13 protein-coding genes are annotated in these 16499 nt (G+C 61.0%); 9 read left to right on the forward strand and 4 right to left on the reverse strand.

What is annotated here, in order from left to right; all coding sequences use genetic code 11:
- The first annotated feature begins 362 nt into the window (after window positions 1–362).
- From AB4Y86_RS00005 to AB4Y86_RS00040, 8 genes are all read left to right on the forward strand, one after another.
- A complete protein-coding gene (locus AB4Y86_RS00005) occupies window positions 363–1019 on the forward strand; it encodes a helicase associated domain-containing protein (protein ID WP_441399311.1) in 657 nt (218 codons plus the stop codon).
- A 341-nt stretch (window positions 1020–1360) separates the two neighbouring features.
- Complete coding sequence (locus tag AB4Y86_RS00010) at window positions 1361–1693, forward strand: hypothetical protein (RefSeq protein WP_441399312.1); 333 nt, start codon at window positions 1361–1363, stop codon at window positions 1691–1693.
- Window positions 1674–1982 (forward strand): hypothetical protein, encoded by a 309-nt coding sequence (locus AB4Y86_RS00015; RefSeq protein WP_441399313.1) that lies wholly within the window; start codon window positions 1674–1676, stop codon window positions 1980–1982. The genes AB4Y86_RS00010 and AB4Y86_RS00015 overlap by 20 nt, the downstream gene beginning before the upstream one ends.
- Before the next feature lie 12 nt (window positions 1983–1994).
- On the forward strand, window positions 1995–2369 hold the full coding sequence (locus tag AB4Y86_RS00020) for a hypothetical protein (protein WP_441399314.1): 375 nt from the start codon (window positions 1995–1997) through the stop codon (window positions 2367–2369).
- 556 nt (window positions 2370–2925) lie between these two features.
- Window positions 2926–3363 (forward strand): hypothetical protein, encoded by a 438-nt coding sequence (locus AB4Y86_RS00025; RefSeq protein WP_441399315.1) that lies wholly within the window; start codon window positions 2926–2928, stop codon window positions 3361–3363.
- Between the two features lie 15 nt (window positions 3364–3378).
- On the forward strand, window positions 3379–3921 hold the full coding sequence (locus AB4Y86_RS00030) for a hypothetical protein (protein ID WP_441399316.1): 543 nt from the start codon (window positions 3379–3381) through the stop codon (window positions 3919–3921).
- 624 nt (window positions 3922–4545) lie between these two features.
- On the forward strand, window positions 4546–5325 hold the full coding sequence (locus AB4Y86_RS00035) for a hypothetical protein (RefSeq protein WP_441399317.1): 780 nt from the start codon (window positions 4546–4548) through the stop codon (window positions 5323–5325).
- A gap of 4 nt (window positions 5326–5329) precedes the next feature.
- Window positions 5330–5635 (forward strand): hypothetical protein, encoded by a 306-nt coding sequence (locus tag AB4Y86_RS00040; RefSeq protein ID WP_441399318.1) that lies wholly within the window; start codon window positions 5330–5332, stop codon window positions 5633–5635.
- Between the two features lie 356 nt (window positions 5636–5991).
- On the opposite strand, the gene AB4Y86_RS00045 is transcribed toward AB4Y86_RS00040, so the two are convergent.
- The 3 genes from AB4Y86_RS00045 to AB4Y86_RS00055 all read right to left on the reverse strand — a co-directional run bounded on the left by AB4Y86_RS00045 (window position 5992) and on the right by AB4Y86_RS00055 (window position 14588).
- Window positions 5992–9369, reverse strand: coding sequence for an SNF2-related protein (locus AB4Y86_RS00045; protein WP_441399319.1), 3378 nt, complete (start codon window positions 9367–9369; stop codon window positions 5992–5994).
- On the reverse strand, window positions 9366–13325 hold the full coding sequence (locus AB4Y86_RS00050; RefSeq protein ID WP_441399320.1) for an Eco57I restriction-modification methylase domain-containing protein: 3960 nt from the start codon (window positions 13323–13325) through the stop codon (window positions 9366–9368). Before AB4Y86_RS00050 ends, AB4Y86_RS00045 begins: the two co-directional genes overlap by 4 nt.
- A gap of 147 nt (window positions 13326–13472) precedes the next feature.
- Window positions 13473–14588 (reverse strand): DUF3320 domain-containing protein, encoded by a 1116-nt coding sequence (locus tag AB4Y86_RS00055; RefSeq protein ID WP_441399321.1) that lies wholly within the window; start codon window positions 14586–14588, stop codon window positions 13473–13475.
- A gap of 207 nt (window positions 14589–14795) precedes the next feature.
- Between AB4Y86_RS00055 and AB4Y86_RS00060 the strand changes: the two genes are divergently transcribed.
- Window positions 14796–15641: a hypothetical protein gene (locus tag AB4Y86_RS00060; protein WP_441399322.1), complete on the forward strand. Its 846-nt coding sequence runs from the start codon at window positions 14796–14798 to the stop codon at window positions 15639–15641.
- Window positions 15642–15726: 85 nt separating this feature from the next.
- Here the strand turns inward: AB4Y86_RS00060 and AB4Y86_RS00065 are convergent, their stop codons facing one another.
- Entirely contained in the window at window positions 15727–16455 is a 729-nt protein-coding gene (locus AB4Y86_RS00065) for an NUDIX domain-containing protein (RefSeq protein ID WP_441399323.1), read from the reverse strand.
- Window positions 16456–16499 lie beyond the last annotated feature (44 nt).

Below are 16499 nucleotides of genomic sequence, written 5' to 3' on the forward strand. Positions count from 1 at the left end.
GTTGTTTTTTTGTTGCTGGCAAGCTCGCTTGCTCGGCGGCCGACGGAGGCCTGTCTACCGCAGGCAAGGGGCAGGAAATTCCTGGAGGAATTCAGCGACGCAGGAGCGCCGGAGGGACATTTCCTGCCCCGCAGGCCCCGACGAAGGAGGGGCTGGACGGGCTGGAGCGGACGCCTAGAATCCGCAGGACAGCAACACAAAAACGTCGCAGACGTAGACAACAGGGCCAGGGATCCCGGAGCCCTGCGACGGACAGCACTGGACCCAACACCCGGACGCGCCAGCGGACGCCCGAAAGCGTTGTCCGTGGACCCGGCCGGTGACCGCCCGACTTGTGGAGAGCTCGTGGCAGGATGTCGATCATGGACAGGCGGTTGCGGCGCGCTCCTGACGCCGAATGGGTGCTGATGTACCGGCTCGGGCTGAGCCGGCAACGCATCGCTGCCCTCGTCCGCGCCGGGCCCTCCACGGTCGGATACCACCTGGTCATTGCCCGCCGCCAGGACCCGGGCCTCGAGGCCGAACACCAGGTGGCCGCCGGCGCCGCACCCGTTCCTCACCCCTCCCCCGCGGACTTTGCCCGCATGGACGAGCTCATCGCCTGGGTCAAGGCCGAAGGCCGGCTCCCCCGTGACCGCTCGGGGCAACGGAGCGAACGGGCGATGGCGCGCTGGCTGTCCCGGCGCCGGCGCGAAGCGGCCGAGGGGACCCTGGACCCGGCGTACCGTGACGGTCTGGCCCACGTGCCCGGGTGGCTGGGAAACCGCAGGGACGCCGAGGACGAGGCCCGCTGGCACCACCGGCTGGCCCAGCTCGRGGACTTCCGGCACGAGGGCAACGACTGGCCCCGCCACAAGGGCTGCGATTCTGAGCGGGAACACACCCTCGGCGTGTGGATCCACACCCAGCGGTACAAGCACCGCCGCGGGGACTTGGACCCTGCGAAGGCCATGCTCCTGGACGCCGCCGTTCCCGGGTGGCAGGTCGGGAGGACCAGGGGCCGCCCTTCCCGGCGTTGACCGGAAAGGCCCCGCCTCCAACAGGCCCGCGGCCAAGGACCTCACCCGGGCTAGTACTCTTGGAGGGGTTCTCCGTCCCCCCAGCTTGGAGAACCGGAGCCTCCGCGCTTGAGTCCCTGGATTCGCGCGGAGGCTTTCCTCATGGGTCACAACAGCAAGAACCCTCTTCCCGGTTGTGCCCGTTGGGGCAGGTGGAGCCATCCGCACAGCTCAGGCTGTCCCCGCTGGGCGCAAACCGTTTGATTGTCGGGCCCCTCCCCCATGCTCAAACCTGCACATCTATTCGAATAAAATTACTAGGCTGGAAATTTGTTATCGAATGCCAGTTCTAAACTGAGGGTATGAACCCGGAACAGGCGGCCCGGCTGCAGGCGCAGTATGCGCGGCGGGCCGGCCCGATGGGCCTGACGGTGGAAGAGCTCGATTTCGAGCACTTCCCCGCGAAAAACGGCTTTCCCGGGATTCCGGTGAAGGCGTGGATCCGGTTTCCGAACTGCGCCGAACTGGTCGACGGCGAGGTGTACGCCTGGACGGCCAAGGCCGTCGAAGTGACATGGAAAGACGGTCCGGTGACCTACCGGACCTGGGTGTGGAGTTCGGCGGTCACCCGCCGGGAAGAAATGATGACCAGGAACTTGGGAGAGCGCGTAGACCGTGACAGCAGTAGCGAATGAAACAACCATCGACGTCGCCGTGGACGTCCGGTTCACCCCGGGCGGCACTCCCCTGGCCGTCCGGCACGAGGGCCGGATCTGGGCCGTGGCCGCCGATCCGGTGCACTGGTTCGCCCGGGACGCCTGGTGGGACACCCGGTCCGACGCGGCCCTCGGCAGCGGCGACCTGGTGAGCATCGAGTACTGGCAGGTGCAGGTCCGTCTCGGCTCGAACTCGGCGCTGCGGACGTTCACGCTGCGCCGGAACCCGCTCTCCACGCAGTGGCTGCTGGAAAGCATCAGCGACTAGGCCACGGCAACATTGAACGCCCAGCCAATCAGCGACCAGACCTGGGCCGGGATCCGGACCGAGTTCACGCTGCCGACCCTCGCGCAGGTCCACCGCCGGCTCTCGGAACTGATGGAAGACCCCGAGCCCGTGATGCAGCAGCTCGTCCGCGTATTCCTCGACGACGGCACCTTCTGCCCGGGATTCCAGTTCCTCTCCGGCGGCCAGCTCCAGCCAACCGTCTTGGCGCTCTTCCGACGAGCCATGGAGCTGGATATCCCGCATAACTACTTCACCCTCTGGATGATCACCCCGTCCCGGGACCTGGCCGGGACCCGCCCCGTTGACCACCTGAAGAAGGACCCCGCTCCCCTGCTCCGGGCGCTGGAATCCTACCTCTGGCGCTAGTGCCGGCCCTTGACGGGACCAATGGGGTGCGTAGCGCGAGAAGACACCCAGGCCGGACGCCGGCTGGACAAGACCGTTGCAGCCGCAAAGTCAGCGGGAGCGTCTTGGGCGAACATTGGCCGCGCCGTAGGAATCAGCCGACAGTCCGCCCACGAGCGCTGGGCCGACAAACAATAAACCAACCGCACGCGCCGCTGCCATGGAACAACCGGCCAACACAGCACGCTAGATCAGCGAGCGATGCCCAAGCTGCGGGGCCAACGACCAGCGACGGAGGCTTCCCCCTGACATGTGCATGTGCCACACAAGCGCTTGGCGTATTGCGTCGCTTACAGCGCACTCATCGATGCACCAATCACCTTCAAGTGACTCAAATCGTTGTCAATGGACTACTGAAGACTTTCGACGATCAGCAATGGAACCGAACGCCGATCCAGCGTGAATCCGACCCCCAACCTTGCCCTCTCGGCCTACATGCGCACTTGAATCCTCGGCAAACTCTCCAAACGCAACACAAAACTTCTCCATCGACGCCGCAGTGTGTATCCTAAGTACTATGGCATTCAAGGTATTCGAAAAGGGAAGCGCACCGGCCCCCACCATCCCCACGGTGACTATCCAAAAGCGAGGCATGTTCTCTCTGAACGACGCCGCGTTCCGTCTAATTGGAGAACCGGAGGGAGTCCAATTTCTCTGGGATGGCGATGCCAAACTCATCGCAATACAGGGCGTACCCCTGACCACCCCGAATGCGTACCCCACTCGACGCCAAGGTCCCGGCAAGGATACGAAGCGCGGCATAGTACTCATCGCGGGTGCAATGTTCACGAAGTTCATCGGCATTGACACTTCAGTTGCGAAGCGGTGGGTTCCGCGCCTGGAGGATGGCATGCTCATCGTCGATCTCAACGAGCCTTCCCAAACTGTCGCCTCAACTCGGCGACGTGCGGACGAGTCTCCAACCGAAGAGAAAACTGGGGAGCAAGATGAGTGAAGGTGATAGTCGGAGGTGGTAACCAAGAACCACATCTTTGTTGATGAGACGAAGCGCCACGGCTATCTCTTGATTGCAGGAGCCCTAGTACCTGGTGATCTGGGAGATCTCCGAAAGGAGCTTGGGGCACTCGTCTTACCCGGCCAGCGGAGCCTCCACATGAAAGATGAGAAGGATCCCCGCAAGCGGGCCATAGCGGATGTGATCGTGCGGGCCAACGTGCAAGCAGTTGTGTACGACGCGGGGACTCGATTCGCCAACGAAGCCGAACGCCGCGCCGAGTGCCTGCGAGAACTGGTCAACGACATCGCCACAAAGAGTGGCGAAACCATGCTTGTGCTTGACCGCGATGACTCAATCGTTCAGCGCGACAGAAAATGTCTAATAGAATTTTCTCGCAAGTCCGGATGCGGCGACTCTCTCAGGTACCAACACCTCAAGTCGGCAGAGGAGCAGTTATTAATCGTTCCTGACGCTATTGCTTGGTGTTGGGCCAAAGGCGGGGCTTGGCGTCAACGCATCCGTCCCGTTGTCGGGGAAGTGCGAAAGATTGCTTAAACGCAAAACCCGAGCGCCGCGGTCGTCCGGCCGGGTCTCGGGTTTACTTCCTGTAGCTCATCGCAACAGGCAGGATCAGGATATGGCATTTTTTGGAGAAGTGCTACCGGGCGCGTTGACGCATAGAAAACCTCCGCGTAGCCGGATACGTTGCCTCGTTTGAAAACCTCCGCGTAGCGGCGTGGTTGACGGTGTTGGCGCCGCGTGGCAGCTATGCCCGTTTTCATGGAGCTAACGATGGCCCAGCGCCAGGCTGTGACGAAGAAGAAGGCCCTCGCCTATCGGGGCGCTTCCCGGAAAGCGAAGTCAGAGGGGCTGGCGACTCATGCCCGTTTGCAGCAGCTTCATGCCTATTGCCGGGCCGCTCTCGGCTGATGTGCCATTCAACGGATCCAGCCCGGGCCACGACCACCACTCCAAGATCGCGCCGCTTCCGTGCGAGGAACTACCGAAAGGCTTGGTCTCTTGATTCGCCGAACCAAATCAATCCTAAAACTTGCAGGCCAATCTGCCCGATGGATCTTTTTCTCGCTGCCATGGTTGGCGCCTCGGGCTCTTTTCGTCCCTGCCTTTTGGGCGCTTTTCGAGGGGAGCCTCATTCGACACCTTGGCCAGACTTTTTTTATGGTTGGTGTCTTCTACTGGCTGTTGAAGCTTTGCCGCTGGCTGTCTCCCCGCTTCTTCTCATGGTTCAAGCCCCTTCCAAAACCACCGGGCAAACAGCGGTGGACCATATATCTGCTCAACCTCGTGTTCCCGGGATCACTTGTGGTGAAGCTCATTTGGGGTAACCCCACTCTGATCCAGCGCATGGACTCCGCTACAACCGCCGCGGATACGTTCAAGACAATCGTCACCTACTCACTTTTTGCCGTCGCAGTCCTCATCATGGCGAGGCAGGCGTATTTGCTTAGAGATGAAGATACGGAGACGTACCGAAAGGGACTAAGGACTGCAAGGGCCGTCAACAGTGTCGTACCTGGGTTCCTTATAGCTGTTCTTATTCTTGGGATGCCCACGCTCGACATGAATGGCCCCCCGTTCGATGCCTTGCATGCCGAACTTTCCTCGGCCATCGGCGTATCAGCCCTGCTTGCTGCGTATGTAGGCTCAGTCCCTGAAAGAATTGCTGCCCAGAAAGAAGCACGGTCGAGAAGGCTCAGACGGCAGAAACTCCTCAAGGCAAGACTGGCCCAACGTCGGGCTACTGAACAACCGATTGAGGCACCGAACGATCAGGCGCTCCGACTAGAGATCAACGCGCACCCTCAAGACGACAGTCGCCCATATCCTTGGGAAGACGACGATGACCACGTAGTCCGAGGCGAGAACGACGGCTCCGGCTACCGCACTGACAGCTACTACGCCCATGCAGTGGCAAGGACGACAGATGGAAGGAATTAAACCAATGAGCACACAAGCAAGGGCGTTCGAACGGGGCGAATCAGTGGGGTTCGACGACGTTGAAGGATTCGTGGTCCTGCTCGACGCGGAAATGAAGGAAGTCGTGCCTCGGCAGGAGGCTCGGTTCTCCCGGCAATTGCTTCCGGGCGGGGGCGCCCACCAAGTCACCTCCTCCCATACGTTCGACATCATGGGAAAGTCGATCAGCTACCAAGCGGTGGGCCATGAGGACCAACTGTTGTTTGTGTCGATTGTCGCCAGTCATCCCGTTGAGCGCAGCAACTTCATGGTTATCGGAAATGGCGGATGAGATGGACCCGGCACAGTACCAGCAGGAAGGCTACAGCGCCTACGCAGCCGGGAAACGGCCACAGGACTGCCCCTACCGCTGGAAAGACAACCAGTTCGGCGCCGAGCAATGGTTTCGGGGATACGCATGGGCCCGCACGGACCAAGCAAAAGCTAGCCGAGCAAAACAGAGCAGCGGACAATGATCAGCAGCACAGTCACGACTCGCGAAGGCAGTCCCGTGGTCATCTAATAGCCACGTGATCGTCCTGAAATCTTCAGCGCCAGAGGTGTTTACCGCTGACCCGGCATTTGGACTTGGGCGAAGGAGCCTGTTGTACAAGCCGACGCACTGGTACTGTCCCGGCCATTGGTGATTTATTGCGTTCCCAGGATCGCAATCCACGTCACCAGGCGCACATCTTCAAGACCCACTTGGGGAAGTCGTTCCGGCGGTTTTGGAGCTTTAAGCCGTAGCTCATTGGCTTTGTCCATCAGCGCCTGAACAGTTTTGGCGGCTGCGACGTCCCTATAGGTGCTCAGAACTGCCCGTATCTCACGTTCCGCCCGAGGGTTGGCTACCTGGTTCAACCGCTCAACAAGCTTGTCCTGCTGATCACCCAGGATGCTGCCTTGCTTACGAACTAGATCGGCCGCCACTCGCATGACTCGTGGCACTGACGGTTCGAAAGTGGCCGGGTCGGTGCGCTTCATCCACTCCGCGTGAATGTCAGCCTGGGCGGCATTCCATGCCGTGTAGAGGTTCTGACGCAGGTCGTCGGATGCCTCGGCCACCGGAGTGCCCGGATGGCGCGGATCAGCCTGCTCGAGACACGTCAGCAGTTCGGAGACAACCTCTGGTGCACCGTCCAGGAAACGAAGTTTCCCGTCCACGAGGGGAACGTACCGGAACTCGGGACGAGGATGATCGGCTATCTTGGCGCAAAGCACGAATCCGCTTTGGGCACCAGTGCCGACCATGGCCGAACCGGCGCCCCATGGTAGCTCCAAAACCTTTCGGGCTGTTACGGCTGACTTTAGCGCGTTCGCGAGGCGCCTCTGATACTCCTCACTGGATGCTGCGGCAGACCCCGTGTCGTCGAACAGGGAGGCATCTTCGCTGCGGAGCCGTTCAATCTCTTCCTTGGTCTCGGACATGACACGTTCGGCGGCTTCAATTCCGGGGAGCACGCCCTCGCCGACACCGAATGCTGCGGACGCTTGCTTGAGCTTGAGTTGGAGGCGCCCTTCGAGTTGGAGGAGCTCTTCCAGTTCATCGTCTGGGAAGAAACACCGCAGATGGATTTGCTTGTGCTGCGATCCGATCCGGTCGATTCGTCCGTGGCGTTGTACAAGGCGCATCGGATTCCATGGCAGGTCGTAGTTGATGATGTTGCCGGCTTGCTGAAGGTTTACGCCTTCGGAGAGAACGTCCGTGGCGATAGCCAGGTCGTACCTGTCTTCGTCTTCCGGCGTTCCGGCGGTGCGCGGCGCGAACCCGACGATCGCGTCTTTGCGCCCGTGCCGGTCGCCGCCGGTTGCCAGTACGATCCTCCCCCGGTAGTCGGTCAGACGTCCGTCGCCATGTTCTGCGAGAGCAGTGAGGGCTTCATTGATGTAGTTGGCAGTGTCAGCGAAGTATGTAAAAACGAGGACCTTGCGTCGGTTTCTTGTGTCATCCGATCCAACGCCTTCAGCCTTGGCTTCGGAGGCGATCTGACCGATCTCGTTGGCGAGCCTCTGGATCTTCGGGTCGTCCTTCCAACTTACCGATGACACCTCCGTAAGAAGCTGCTGAAGCAGTCCGCGGTCGGCTTGCACGGCTTCCCGGAGCGCCTGGACGTCATATCTGGACGCTGAATCGACATTGTTCTCGGTGACATCTGCGTTCAGTGATCCGATGACCTGGTCGACATCGTCCGAGTCAGTTGCCGCCCAGGCGCGGAGGGCATCTCCAGTGAGGACCTGTCCCTTGTTGAGAGCTGAGAGGAAATAGTCCTGGGAGTCAATCATTTTCATGACCGTCGAGCCGAAGGCGACCGCGCTGGACTCAAACCTCTTGAGCAAGGCGGAGCGCAGCAGCCCGGCGTTCTGGACTTCGTATTGTTCGACGTGTTGGTGCCGGTCGAGCAGGAACCGGGAAGGAACGTACCGGGCCATGGTCAGCACTGTACCCGGATCCTTCAGGGTTACCCCCGTACTGCCCAGATCCTCATCGTCGGTCCGAGCGCCCAGAGCGTCAGCGAGACGATCAAAGAACCCGGGCAGTACACCATCGAGGTGGTAGTCGACGCGATGGACCTTCGCCTGGGGGAAAGTAATTTTCACCCCGCCGACCTTGGCGTTCGGATACTGGGTCTTGATGAACCGCCTCGTGCGGCGTACAGCGATCGCGTCCAGCAGCTCGAACAGATGCTTTCCGGACAATTCATCCGGGTTCATCGCCATCGCTGCACCTATGTAGTTGTGAACACTCGGTACGCCGATGTCCGCGAACGCCCCATCAGAGGGGTCAATGTAGGAGACAAGTGTCTGAAGGTCCTGCAGAGAGTTGTTGACGGGGGTCGCAGTTAGCAGCACAAGCTTCTTGGCGACAGCTCCGGCCAGAAGCATACGGAATGCGTCAGCACGCTGTGTGCTTGCGTTGCGCAGATTGTGGGCTTCGTCCACGACGACCAGGGCGTAGGAGTCGAGCACCTGCACGTGCGCCCCTGCTTTGCCCGCTCGACTGTTCTGGATGTCGGCGGCGAGTTCTTCGTAGGAAACCACGTCAGCGTTGATGTTCCTGTCTTTGAGGAACGGACGCCACGTGGAGTCCCTCAGTGTGGCGGGGGCGACGACCAATACTTTTTGCCGGTTGTCTATCGTGGCTTCCCGGATCAGTTCACCGGCGACGAATGTCTTGCCCAGACCGACCTCGTCGGCGACGATGACGCCGCCGCGTTTAGCGAGGATGCGCTTAGCGCGGTGTACACCATCAGCCTGGAATTCGGTCAGGCCGAGCTCGTTGTCGAACTCGGTATCCTCCTGAAATGTGTCGCCGTAGAGTTCATAGAGCATCCGCAGGAACACTGTCCACGGCTGGTGCAGCTCGGTGCGGGCAGCGTACAGGCCGGCCAGATCGTAGGGGACAGCCTCGGACCACTGTTCGTCAAACCATTCTTGTGTGCGTTCAACCGGCGAGGGCTGGTAGACACCAAGGTTCAGTTCCCGGTTACGCGCCAATCCGGCGTAGGTGAGGTTCGAGGATCCGGCCATGACACTGGCTCCCCCGTCCTTGACGATAAAGGCCTTGCCGTGAAGGAAGTCCTTTTCCAATCGGCGGACCTGGACATCGTGGTCTCGCAGCCACGTCAGGAGGCGCTGGACGGCGGCGTCGCCCTCCCGGGTGATGCCTACAAGGTTCCGGTCTTCAGCGAGAGCCATGTCATGGTCTTTCAGGGCGTGGCTGAGGCGTGGGTTTCCCCGACGTGCCCCCAGAACACTTAGGGGTGTGATGGTGGATCTGACTTCATAGTCCACCGGTTCGGCACCCAACAGCAGTCTGACCGGGCCTGCCGCTTCCAGTGCCGTACTAAGGAGCATGAATCCGCCGACGTTGAAGTACGCGGTCGCGATGTCTACGCCGGTCGGCTCCACGCGTCCCTCGGAGCCATTGTTTATCATCTTCGAAATGGCGTCCGCCACCTGCTGAGGTTCAGCCCCCGCTTTGTTCGTTGCGAACTCTGGTCGGTCTACTGACAGGGACAGGCTCACAGTTCGCTCCAACGATCGAAGTGGTTCAGGACTGCTGACAATCGAGGCTGGTAGTCCCAGCCACGCTGGAATGTCTGGAAGATGTGGATCAGATTATCCCGGCTCAGCCCGTACAGGTGGGCAACGACGGCGTCTAGCTCATGGATCAAATCGCTCTTCGTCGCAACGTCGTTTGCTGACCCGGTGGGGACCCCCACCTCGGCGGCCCACACGGCGTAGCGTTCGTCCACCGCTGCCAGGCGACCGGCGATTTCCACGACACGGAGCCGGAGCGGATTGTTTCGTTCTGGGCGCGGTATGGGGAAGGCATTGATGAGGTGGAGGTTCATGCTGATTTCCACGTAGCGGCGTGCGTACCAGTCGAGTGGGATAGAGCAGAGTATGCCCAATAGAAATGCCTCGTCGGTGCGGTCGCCGGAACGCCGAAGGAGGTAGGGAGCCTTATTCGTCAGTACGACGTGTCCTGGAACCAGCGCGGCTATTGCGGTGCGGGAGTCGGTGGATCGGGCAATATCGCGGAAGGCGATTCGCGGACCGAAACAAGGCAGGGTGTCGATGTCGGTGACGATCTTAGGATCAAGGCCGAGGAATGCTGACGACGCGAGTCGCGCCTGGCGCTTCCGTTTCTCGAACAGCACCTTTGTAACTGCGGCCGGGTCCGCGTAGGTATAGGGGTCCCCAGCATTTGGGCTCCAGAGGTTGAACGTAGCACCGGTGTAGACGGGCCAACGACCCTCTGCGTTTCCTCCGGCGTCGAATGTCTTGCGGTCGTTCGTGGCATCGAATTCCCGAACTGGTCTGAAGAGCCACTGTTCACCGGAGTCCAAACGCGGGTGAGAACGCAAGGTCCGAAACGATTCGACGGCAGCGGTATCGGGTAGGAGCGGAAAAGACGCACCACCCGTCCATTCCCTGAGGCCTGAGGCGGGGAGCGACCCCAAAACATGCCTTCCGGCCAGGAAATCCTTCAATGAATGAAACGGACCCGCGAGGTGAACGTTCGGCTCACGTGCGAAGGCCTTCTCGACCGTCAGAAGCATCACGGTGTATTGTCCGTGAACCTCGTTGAAGACCCACTTTCCGGTGTTGGTCAATGAGACGACCGACTGAAACTGCCCTTCCTTGAGAAGGGTTTCCCGCCATTGAGCGGAACCGGCGGCACTTAGAACTGAACGGGGGAATACGACACCGAACCTGCCTCCTTGGCGAAGGAGCTGCCAGAAGCGCCACGAGAACGCCTTGTAGAGATCTACGTCGCCTGTTCCAAGCCCTGGGTATGGCCCGGCTAACAGGGCGCGACGGTACTTTTCCGCTGCCGCGCTCTCCCCCTCGAGTATGACGACGAGATCAGGGCGGGCGTCGCGGTACTCTTTGATCGCTTTCTTCTGCGCAGCGGGGCTCATCCCCATGACGCCGGGGAAGTACCTCTGCCAAAACTTGGGCTCCTCCACCATGACCTCATCCCAGGGCGGATTACCCAGGATGACGTGGAACCCGGTCGGGCTGCCATTCCGGCTGATAAATACCTCCGGGAATGCCAGGGCCAGGTGAAGGCAACTCAATTTCGTGATTTCGTCCCGCACATCCGGGCGCCTGCCCGCTTGAAGGATCAATTCAGTGTCGAGGACGCCGTCCAGGTTGAAATGGCCCAACCGATTGGCGACGGCCGCGTCCAACATGGCTTTGGCAGGTTCCGACTCCCGAAGGGCCTCTGCGTAGGCCTCTTCAACATCTTTCGTCTCAGAGGCCGAGGCTTCAGCGGTCAGTCCCAGTCGGCGGAGTGTTTGGGCGGATTCTTCCAGGACGTCTTCAAGCTGGTCGGCAAGGAGGGAGCGCATGCCCAGGCGGTTTGGTTCAAGGGCATCGAAGGCTTCATGGAGCGTCCCGATACCGGTCAGAGAGTTGCCCTGCACCAGACCGTGATCGAGTGAGGACATGGGAAGACCGGGGACGAAGGTGTGAATCCACAAAGCAAGACGTGCGAGATCTACGGCGACTGTGTTGATGTCTATTCCGTAGATGCATCGTTTCGCGACTTGGCGGCGTACCAAGGTCATCTGGTCGATTTCTGGCAGAGTCCTCGTACCCGAATGTCCCAGCTTTTCAATAGCTGTGGCGCGGAGCTCGTCCAGTTCGCGCGTGACGTTGGGTATGGGATGTTCGGCCAGGAATGCGGAAAATGCGGAAGCGATGTGGTCGACGGCGCCTACTAGAAAGTGACCCGATCCCATGGATATATCTGCTACGCGGAAGTCCCAGAAAGTTTCATGGGCTGTGAGTTCGTCACCGGTCTCGAGGAGGCCGGCGACACGGGAAAGGTGTTCCGCCACTGTTGGGTCCAGGGCTGTCTCCAGCAGGTGTTCGACGGCGAACTGCTTGGTGAAGTAGCTGCCGGTGGTCTTGCGCATTCCGGAGGCGTTGTGGAAGTACACCTGTCCGGCACTGACAATCACTTCGTCGTTTTTACTTGCCGGTACATACACGCCGTTGTTGTCCAGAGCGAGGTCGACGGGAGCGATGGACAGGGAGGACTCGAGGAGGCCTTCATAGATCGTTCCGAACTCGCGAACACTCAAGGTCTGGAAATCGACCGGTCCCTGGGTGCTGTCCCGCCCGGTGTCGACCAGAAGTTTGACGAGCGCCGGACCGATCTGGGCATTCGTCAGGCGCAAGTTGGCGATCGTTGATCCGGGCTCCTCTTCGGGGTCGAAAAGGGAGCCGCCGTATGCCGGGATGCCCCACTCGGTATGGCCGGCAAAGATGCCGTGCCAGATGTTGAGGAGGTTGTCCCACAAATCAGTTGCTTGGGCGTCGAATGTGATGTTTTCGCCGTCATCAACCTGTTTGGCGTAGTAGCGGGAACGCTCTTTGAGCGAAACGTGTGTGTAGGCGTCATTCGTCCGGTAGGGCAGAAGGCCACGATCTTCTGCGTAAGCCACGAACAACAGACGGAATAAGACGACAAGAGTGATGTGATAGGCATCGTCCAATTCGGCGTCGGTCGTCGAATGCGTCCGCTGGGCCACTGCGGTGGCCAGATCGGGGACAATGTCGACGTAAACCCGGTCCCGGAGCCGTTCGCCGAGGGCAGCCGCATGGTCCATGGACCCGGCCAGGATGGCATCGGCCGTACCGCCCGCACACAAGGCCGCCGGGGTCATCAGGAGGGCCATGTACGCGAGGTGCTCGTCGTCAATGGTGGCGAGGTCGATTTCGGTGTACGTGTCGCTGCCCTTGCGAGAGATACCCAGATCCGGGTCCGCGGTGTAGAGGCGGATACGACTGCCCTGAACGGCCAGTATCCACCTGAGCCGAGCGTTCCGGGCGATGGAAAGGCCATGCTGGACTGGCGAAATCTCGCCAAACCGGGTTGACGGCCGTTCAAAGAGCTCGCTTCCCTCCAGCAGGATGGCAATGGCCTCCTCCCGCCCGTCCTTCCGAAGTATCAGGTCAGTCCCCTCACGGGCCACGTCCCAACCCAGGGCTCGGATGAGATCCTCACCCGAGTGACCGCGCAGTGAGTGTGCACCGACCGCGGAGGTGTTCCAATCTGGTCGATTCGGGACATTTACCAGGAGCTCATGCGTTGCGAAAAGACCAGTGTTGATAAGACCTGGAACTTCGTCGTCCTCGTGAATTTTGAAGATCGGTTCAAGTAGCTGTTCTGCTTGCGCGGTCGTGAGAGCGTCCAGGCCGCGCTCGACGATCCGCTCAACGAAAGGGAGCTCCAGGTCCGCTACCAGTTGGGCGTTATCCCGCAGACCCACGACCGTCGCTCGGGGAATGGCATCTCCTCCGGGATATCCGACCACCAGAAGAACGCCCGTGGAGCGGCGGTTCCAGCGTTTCTCCCAGAGAATGCGAACATCCGAAGCCAGCGGACGATGCGGCGCGGTCGCATAAACTACGTCCAGCTGAACCCCATCGACAGGCTGGTAGAACGTTCTCAGCGTCATGTAGTCAGGGGATCCGACTTGCGACCACGTTCGTCCGTTGAATTCCGTGAGGAATGACGTTAAGGGCGAATCATGAGACATCGTTGCACTCCCGTTTAATTTGGCTACTTGCCACAGGCTATCCGTCGAACGGAGTTCAAGCTGTCATCAGCTGATGATTTCGAAGGTTGCGGGTTGCGTGCCGGGCTGGATCTTGCCGCTCTGAATCGCCGAGGACAGGCCTTTTCCGAAGTGGGTGGTCAGCGCCTGGGTGCTCTTTTTGCGGCCGAAGACAGCCAGCGTACGACGGCGCAAGTCTTCCTCGGTGAGGGTGCCATTGCGGAGGATATCTACGGCGGCGTTCGCGATTTCGCGGGGGCTGATTTCCAGGAACTTCCGGGTTGTTCCTATGGGACTGCGGCGATGGATTTTCCAGGCGGCCGGATCTGTGTCGCCGGCCCAGACGAAATGGTCCTTGTCGACAAGACATGCGGATGCGTTGATTTGGCTCAGAATCTTCTTGGCCCGGGCCTCGTGAACCTTCCCCAGGCCGTAGGTATAGCCGACAAGCTTGGTGAGCCGGTCACGGTGGATGGGGCCCTCAGAGTCCACGATCTCTTCGATGGTGGCACGCACGGACTCTTTGGCGACCTTCTTTGGAAGGTTGTCCAGTGTCTCGACCGATCCGGTGACGACCACGTCCCAGGGCTCAAATTCAGTCCGCCGGCGTGCGAATTTCCGGACCGGTTCCCCAGGCATGTCGGGGGCCTCGTCGGGAAGGTCTTCCGGTTCGGTTGATTCCGGGCCGTCCTGTTCGTCCGGGGTCTTCTCTGCAGGTGACTGCTCGATCAGGCCCAGCACCAGTGCTGCGCGTTCGGCTGCGGCTTTTCCCGCGCCTTCGGTGTCACCGATGTGTGTCAGGAGAATGAAGACTGTATCGACGGCACGCATTGCCTCGAAACTGGTGAACTGGTCGTTGTGGGCCCAGCGGTTCCGCACGATTCTGAGCTCATTGCCGTAGGTGCTCATCATCCGGTTGGGGTCGCCGGCGTCGAATGGATACCCCAGGTTGCCGAGTCGTTCGGTGATGGCCCGCAGCTGGCACTGGACGTCGGTGCGGCTGTATAGCTTGGGGGCCTTGCCTTTCATCTGGTCGAGCTCTTGGAGGATGTCCGTCCACTCCAGGTCACCGCCAAGGTGGGGCGCCAGTACCGTTGCGATGTGTTTTTCGAGTCCCACAGACAGCAACGCCAGTGCTGTCTGGACGCCGGTTTCATTGTTCATTGTGTCTTTCCTGTTGATCCAGCCATCAGCGTAGCCACGGACACCGACTTTTCGTTGCTCACGACACACGAGCCGCGGTGCCCGGCCGGTGTCTGGCTCTGATCTAATTCACTGCAGGGACATCGAAAACGGATATTCAACCCGGAGCCCGCTAGGGCGTGGACTAAAATCCGCGCGAGAGATCATCGCTGGAAGGAACGGTTAAGCGTGAAACGTTTTCTGGCGGTCCTGATTGCGGTAGCGGCTTTCGTCATCTCGGTCCGTTTCCCATATGGTGCCGTCGGCATGGGCGTCCTGGCCGGTCTTTTGTGGAACAGGTCCCGGTCCGAGGCTGCCCCGGACCCCGCCGCCAGCAGTAAGAACAGCCCTGCCCCGCTGTCTTCGGTGGTCTCTACTCCGATGTTCGACTCCGGCGGGCCTTCCCCGAGGCAGGAGGTCCCGCACCGGTCCGATGCGCCGGCAGCGTTGGTTCCACACGCCGGCGTTCCGCAGACAGCAACGCGACCGCCGCACCTCGGGATCGCTTCCACTCCGCTGCCGCCGGCAGCCGGGACAACGGCTGTCGGCGAACGTCCCGCCAGCCACTTACCGGACCGTGGCGTTTCCGTTCCGGACGGACGCGCCCACATCGTCACGCGCACCTCCGCAGCGCGCCAGGGGCAGCCGCTGGAGGACCCGTTTCTGGATAGGGAACGCGTATGGGCCCGGGAGGAGCAGGCTCGGATGCTTGACCTGTACGAGGCCCGGCAGAGTGTGGCCGCTATTGCCCAGGCAATGCGAGTCGATCAGCGGCAGGTCGCCATCCGTCTCCTCCGGGTCCTGTTCGATCCTGTGGGGGACATCGACGATGCAACGGCGGCCCCACGATACGGAAAGAACTACTCCAAGTCAGAGACTGAAGAGCTGCTGGACGTTTTCCATGCGGGAGCGTCGATCCTGCAGATCGCCGGGAAGGTCGGCAGAACGCAGCTGGGTGCGGCCTGGAAGCTGTTCAATCTGCATGTGGTTCAGGTCCCGCCGGGCTTGCGGGCAACACTGTCAGGTGACGCCTAAGCAGGGAAGTCTGCTTCTCCCGCTGACGATCCCTCCCGTTGCCCGCTGCGTTCTTGCGGCCCGCACTAGATGCACGGTATCCCGGTCATTCCCGTCTCGCCGGCCCAGCAGACTGTCCTGGCTTGCCGTTCAGCACGCGCAGATCTGCGGTGCCATGTCGGGTCCAGAGCCGCGACGGCCGGCCACGCGTTCCGTCGGACATTTGCCCAGTGGCTTTTAGCTGGGGTTCCATCCGGCGGCGGAAGGTATCGCGCTGGTGCGGGCTTTCCGCGATGGCGTTGTGGAGCAGGAGCAGGTCCCGGAGGGTGAAGGGCTCTTCGAGCAGGCCGCCGGGATCGGGCTGTCCGTCGTAGGCGGCCTGCACCCACCGCACGGCTTTTTCAACGATGGCGGCGTGGCCGTAAGGCAGGGCGCTTATCCGCCGTTCATCGGTTGCGCTGACCAGTTCAACATCCTCGGAGCCGAGGGTGGAGGTCAGTTGGCGCAAGGGTACGAGGTCCACGTGTGCGACGGAGAGCACCCAGCCGCGGTCATCGCGCCGTGGGTCGTCAAAGACGTGCAGCTGCTGCGGGAGCCGGCCGGTAATTCCGGCTTTCTCCCGGAGGGAGCGCAGCACCGCCCGCTCGAGGGTTTCCCGTTCCCGCAGAAATGTTCCGGGCAGAGCCCACTGTCCTGCCTGGTGCCCCTCGCGGCGGCGGACCAGGAGCACAGACAGTATGTCGTCGCGGACGGTCATCACCGCTGTGTCAACTGCCACGGAGGGGCGCGGATAGTCCAGAAGGGACCCGCGGGTGTCATTCGCATCATTCTCCATACCCCCATTTAGAGCAGGGTTGCGCTAAATAGTCAACCGGGTTA

The organism is Arthrobacter sp. 2YAF22_2, from assembly GCF_052114645.1.
Lineage (GTDB): Bacteria > Actinomycetota > Actinomycetes > Actinomycetales > Micrococcaceae > Arthrobacter.

Coding starts and splice junctions, on each gene's coding strand:
- AB4Y86_RS00010 (WP_441399312.1), top strand. CDS start 1,361: ATGAACCCGGAACAGGCGGCCCGGCTGCAGGCGCAGTATGCGCGGCGG.
- AB4Y86_RS00025 (WP_441399315.1), top strand. CDS start 2,926: ATGGCATTCAAGGTATTCGAAAAGGGAAGCGCACCGGCCCCCACCATC.
- AB4Y86_RS00035 (WP_441399317.1), top strand. CDS start 4,546: ATGGTTGGTGTCTTCTACTGGCTGTTGAAGCTTTGCCGCTGGCTGTCT.
- AB4Y86_RS00040 (WP_441399318.1), top strand. CDS start 5,330: ATGAGCACACAAGCAAGGGCGTTCGAACGGGGCGAATCAGTGGGGTTC.
- AB4Y86_RS00050 (WP_441399320.1), bottom strand. CDS start 13,325: ATGACGCTGAGAACGTTCTACCAGCCTGTCGATGGGGTTCAGCTGGAC.
- AB4Y86_RS00055 (WP_441399321.1), bottom strand. CDS start 14,588: ATGAACAATGAAACCGGCGTCCAGACAGCACTGGCGTTGCTGTCTGTG.
- AB4Y86_RS00065 (WP_441399323.1), bottom strand. CDS start 16,455: ATGGAGAATGATGCGAATGACACCCGCGGGTCCCTTCTGGACTATCCG.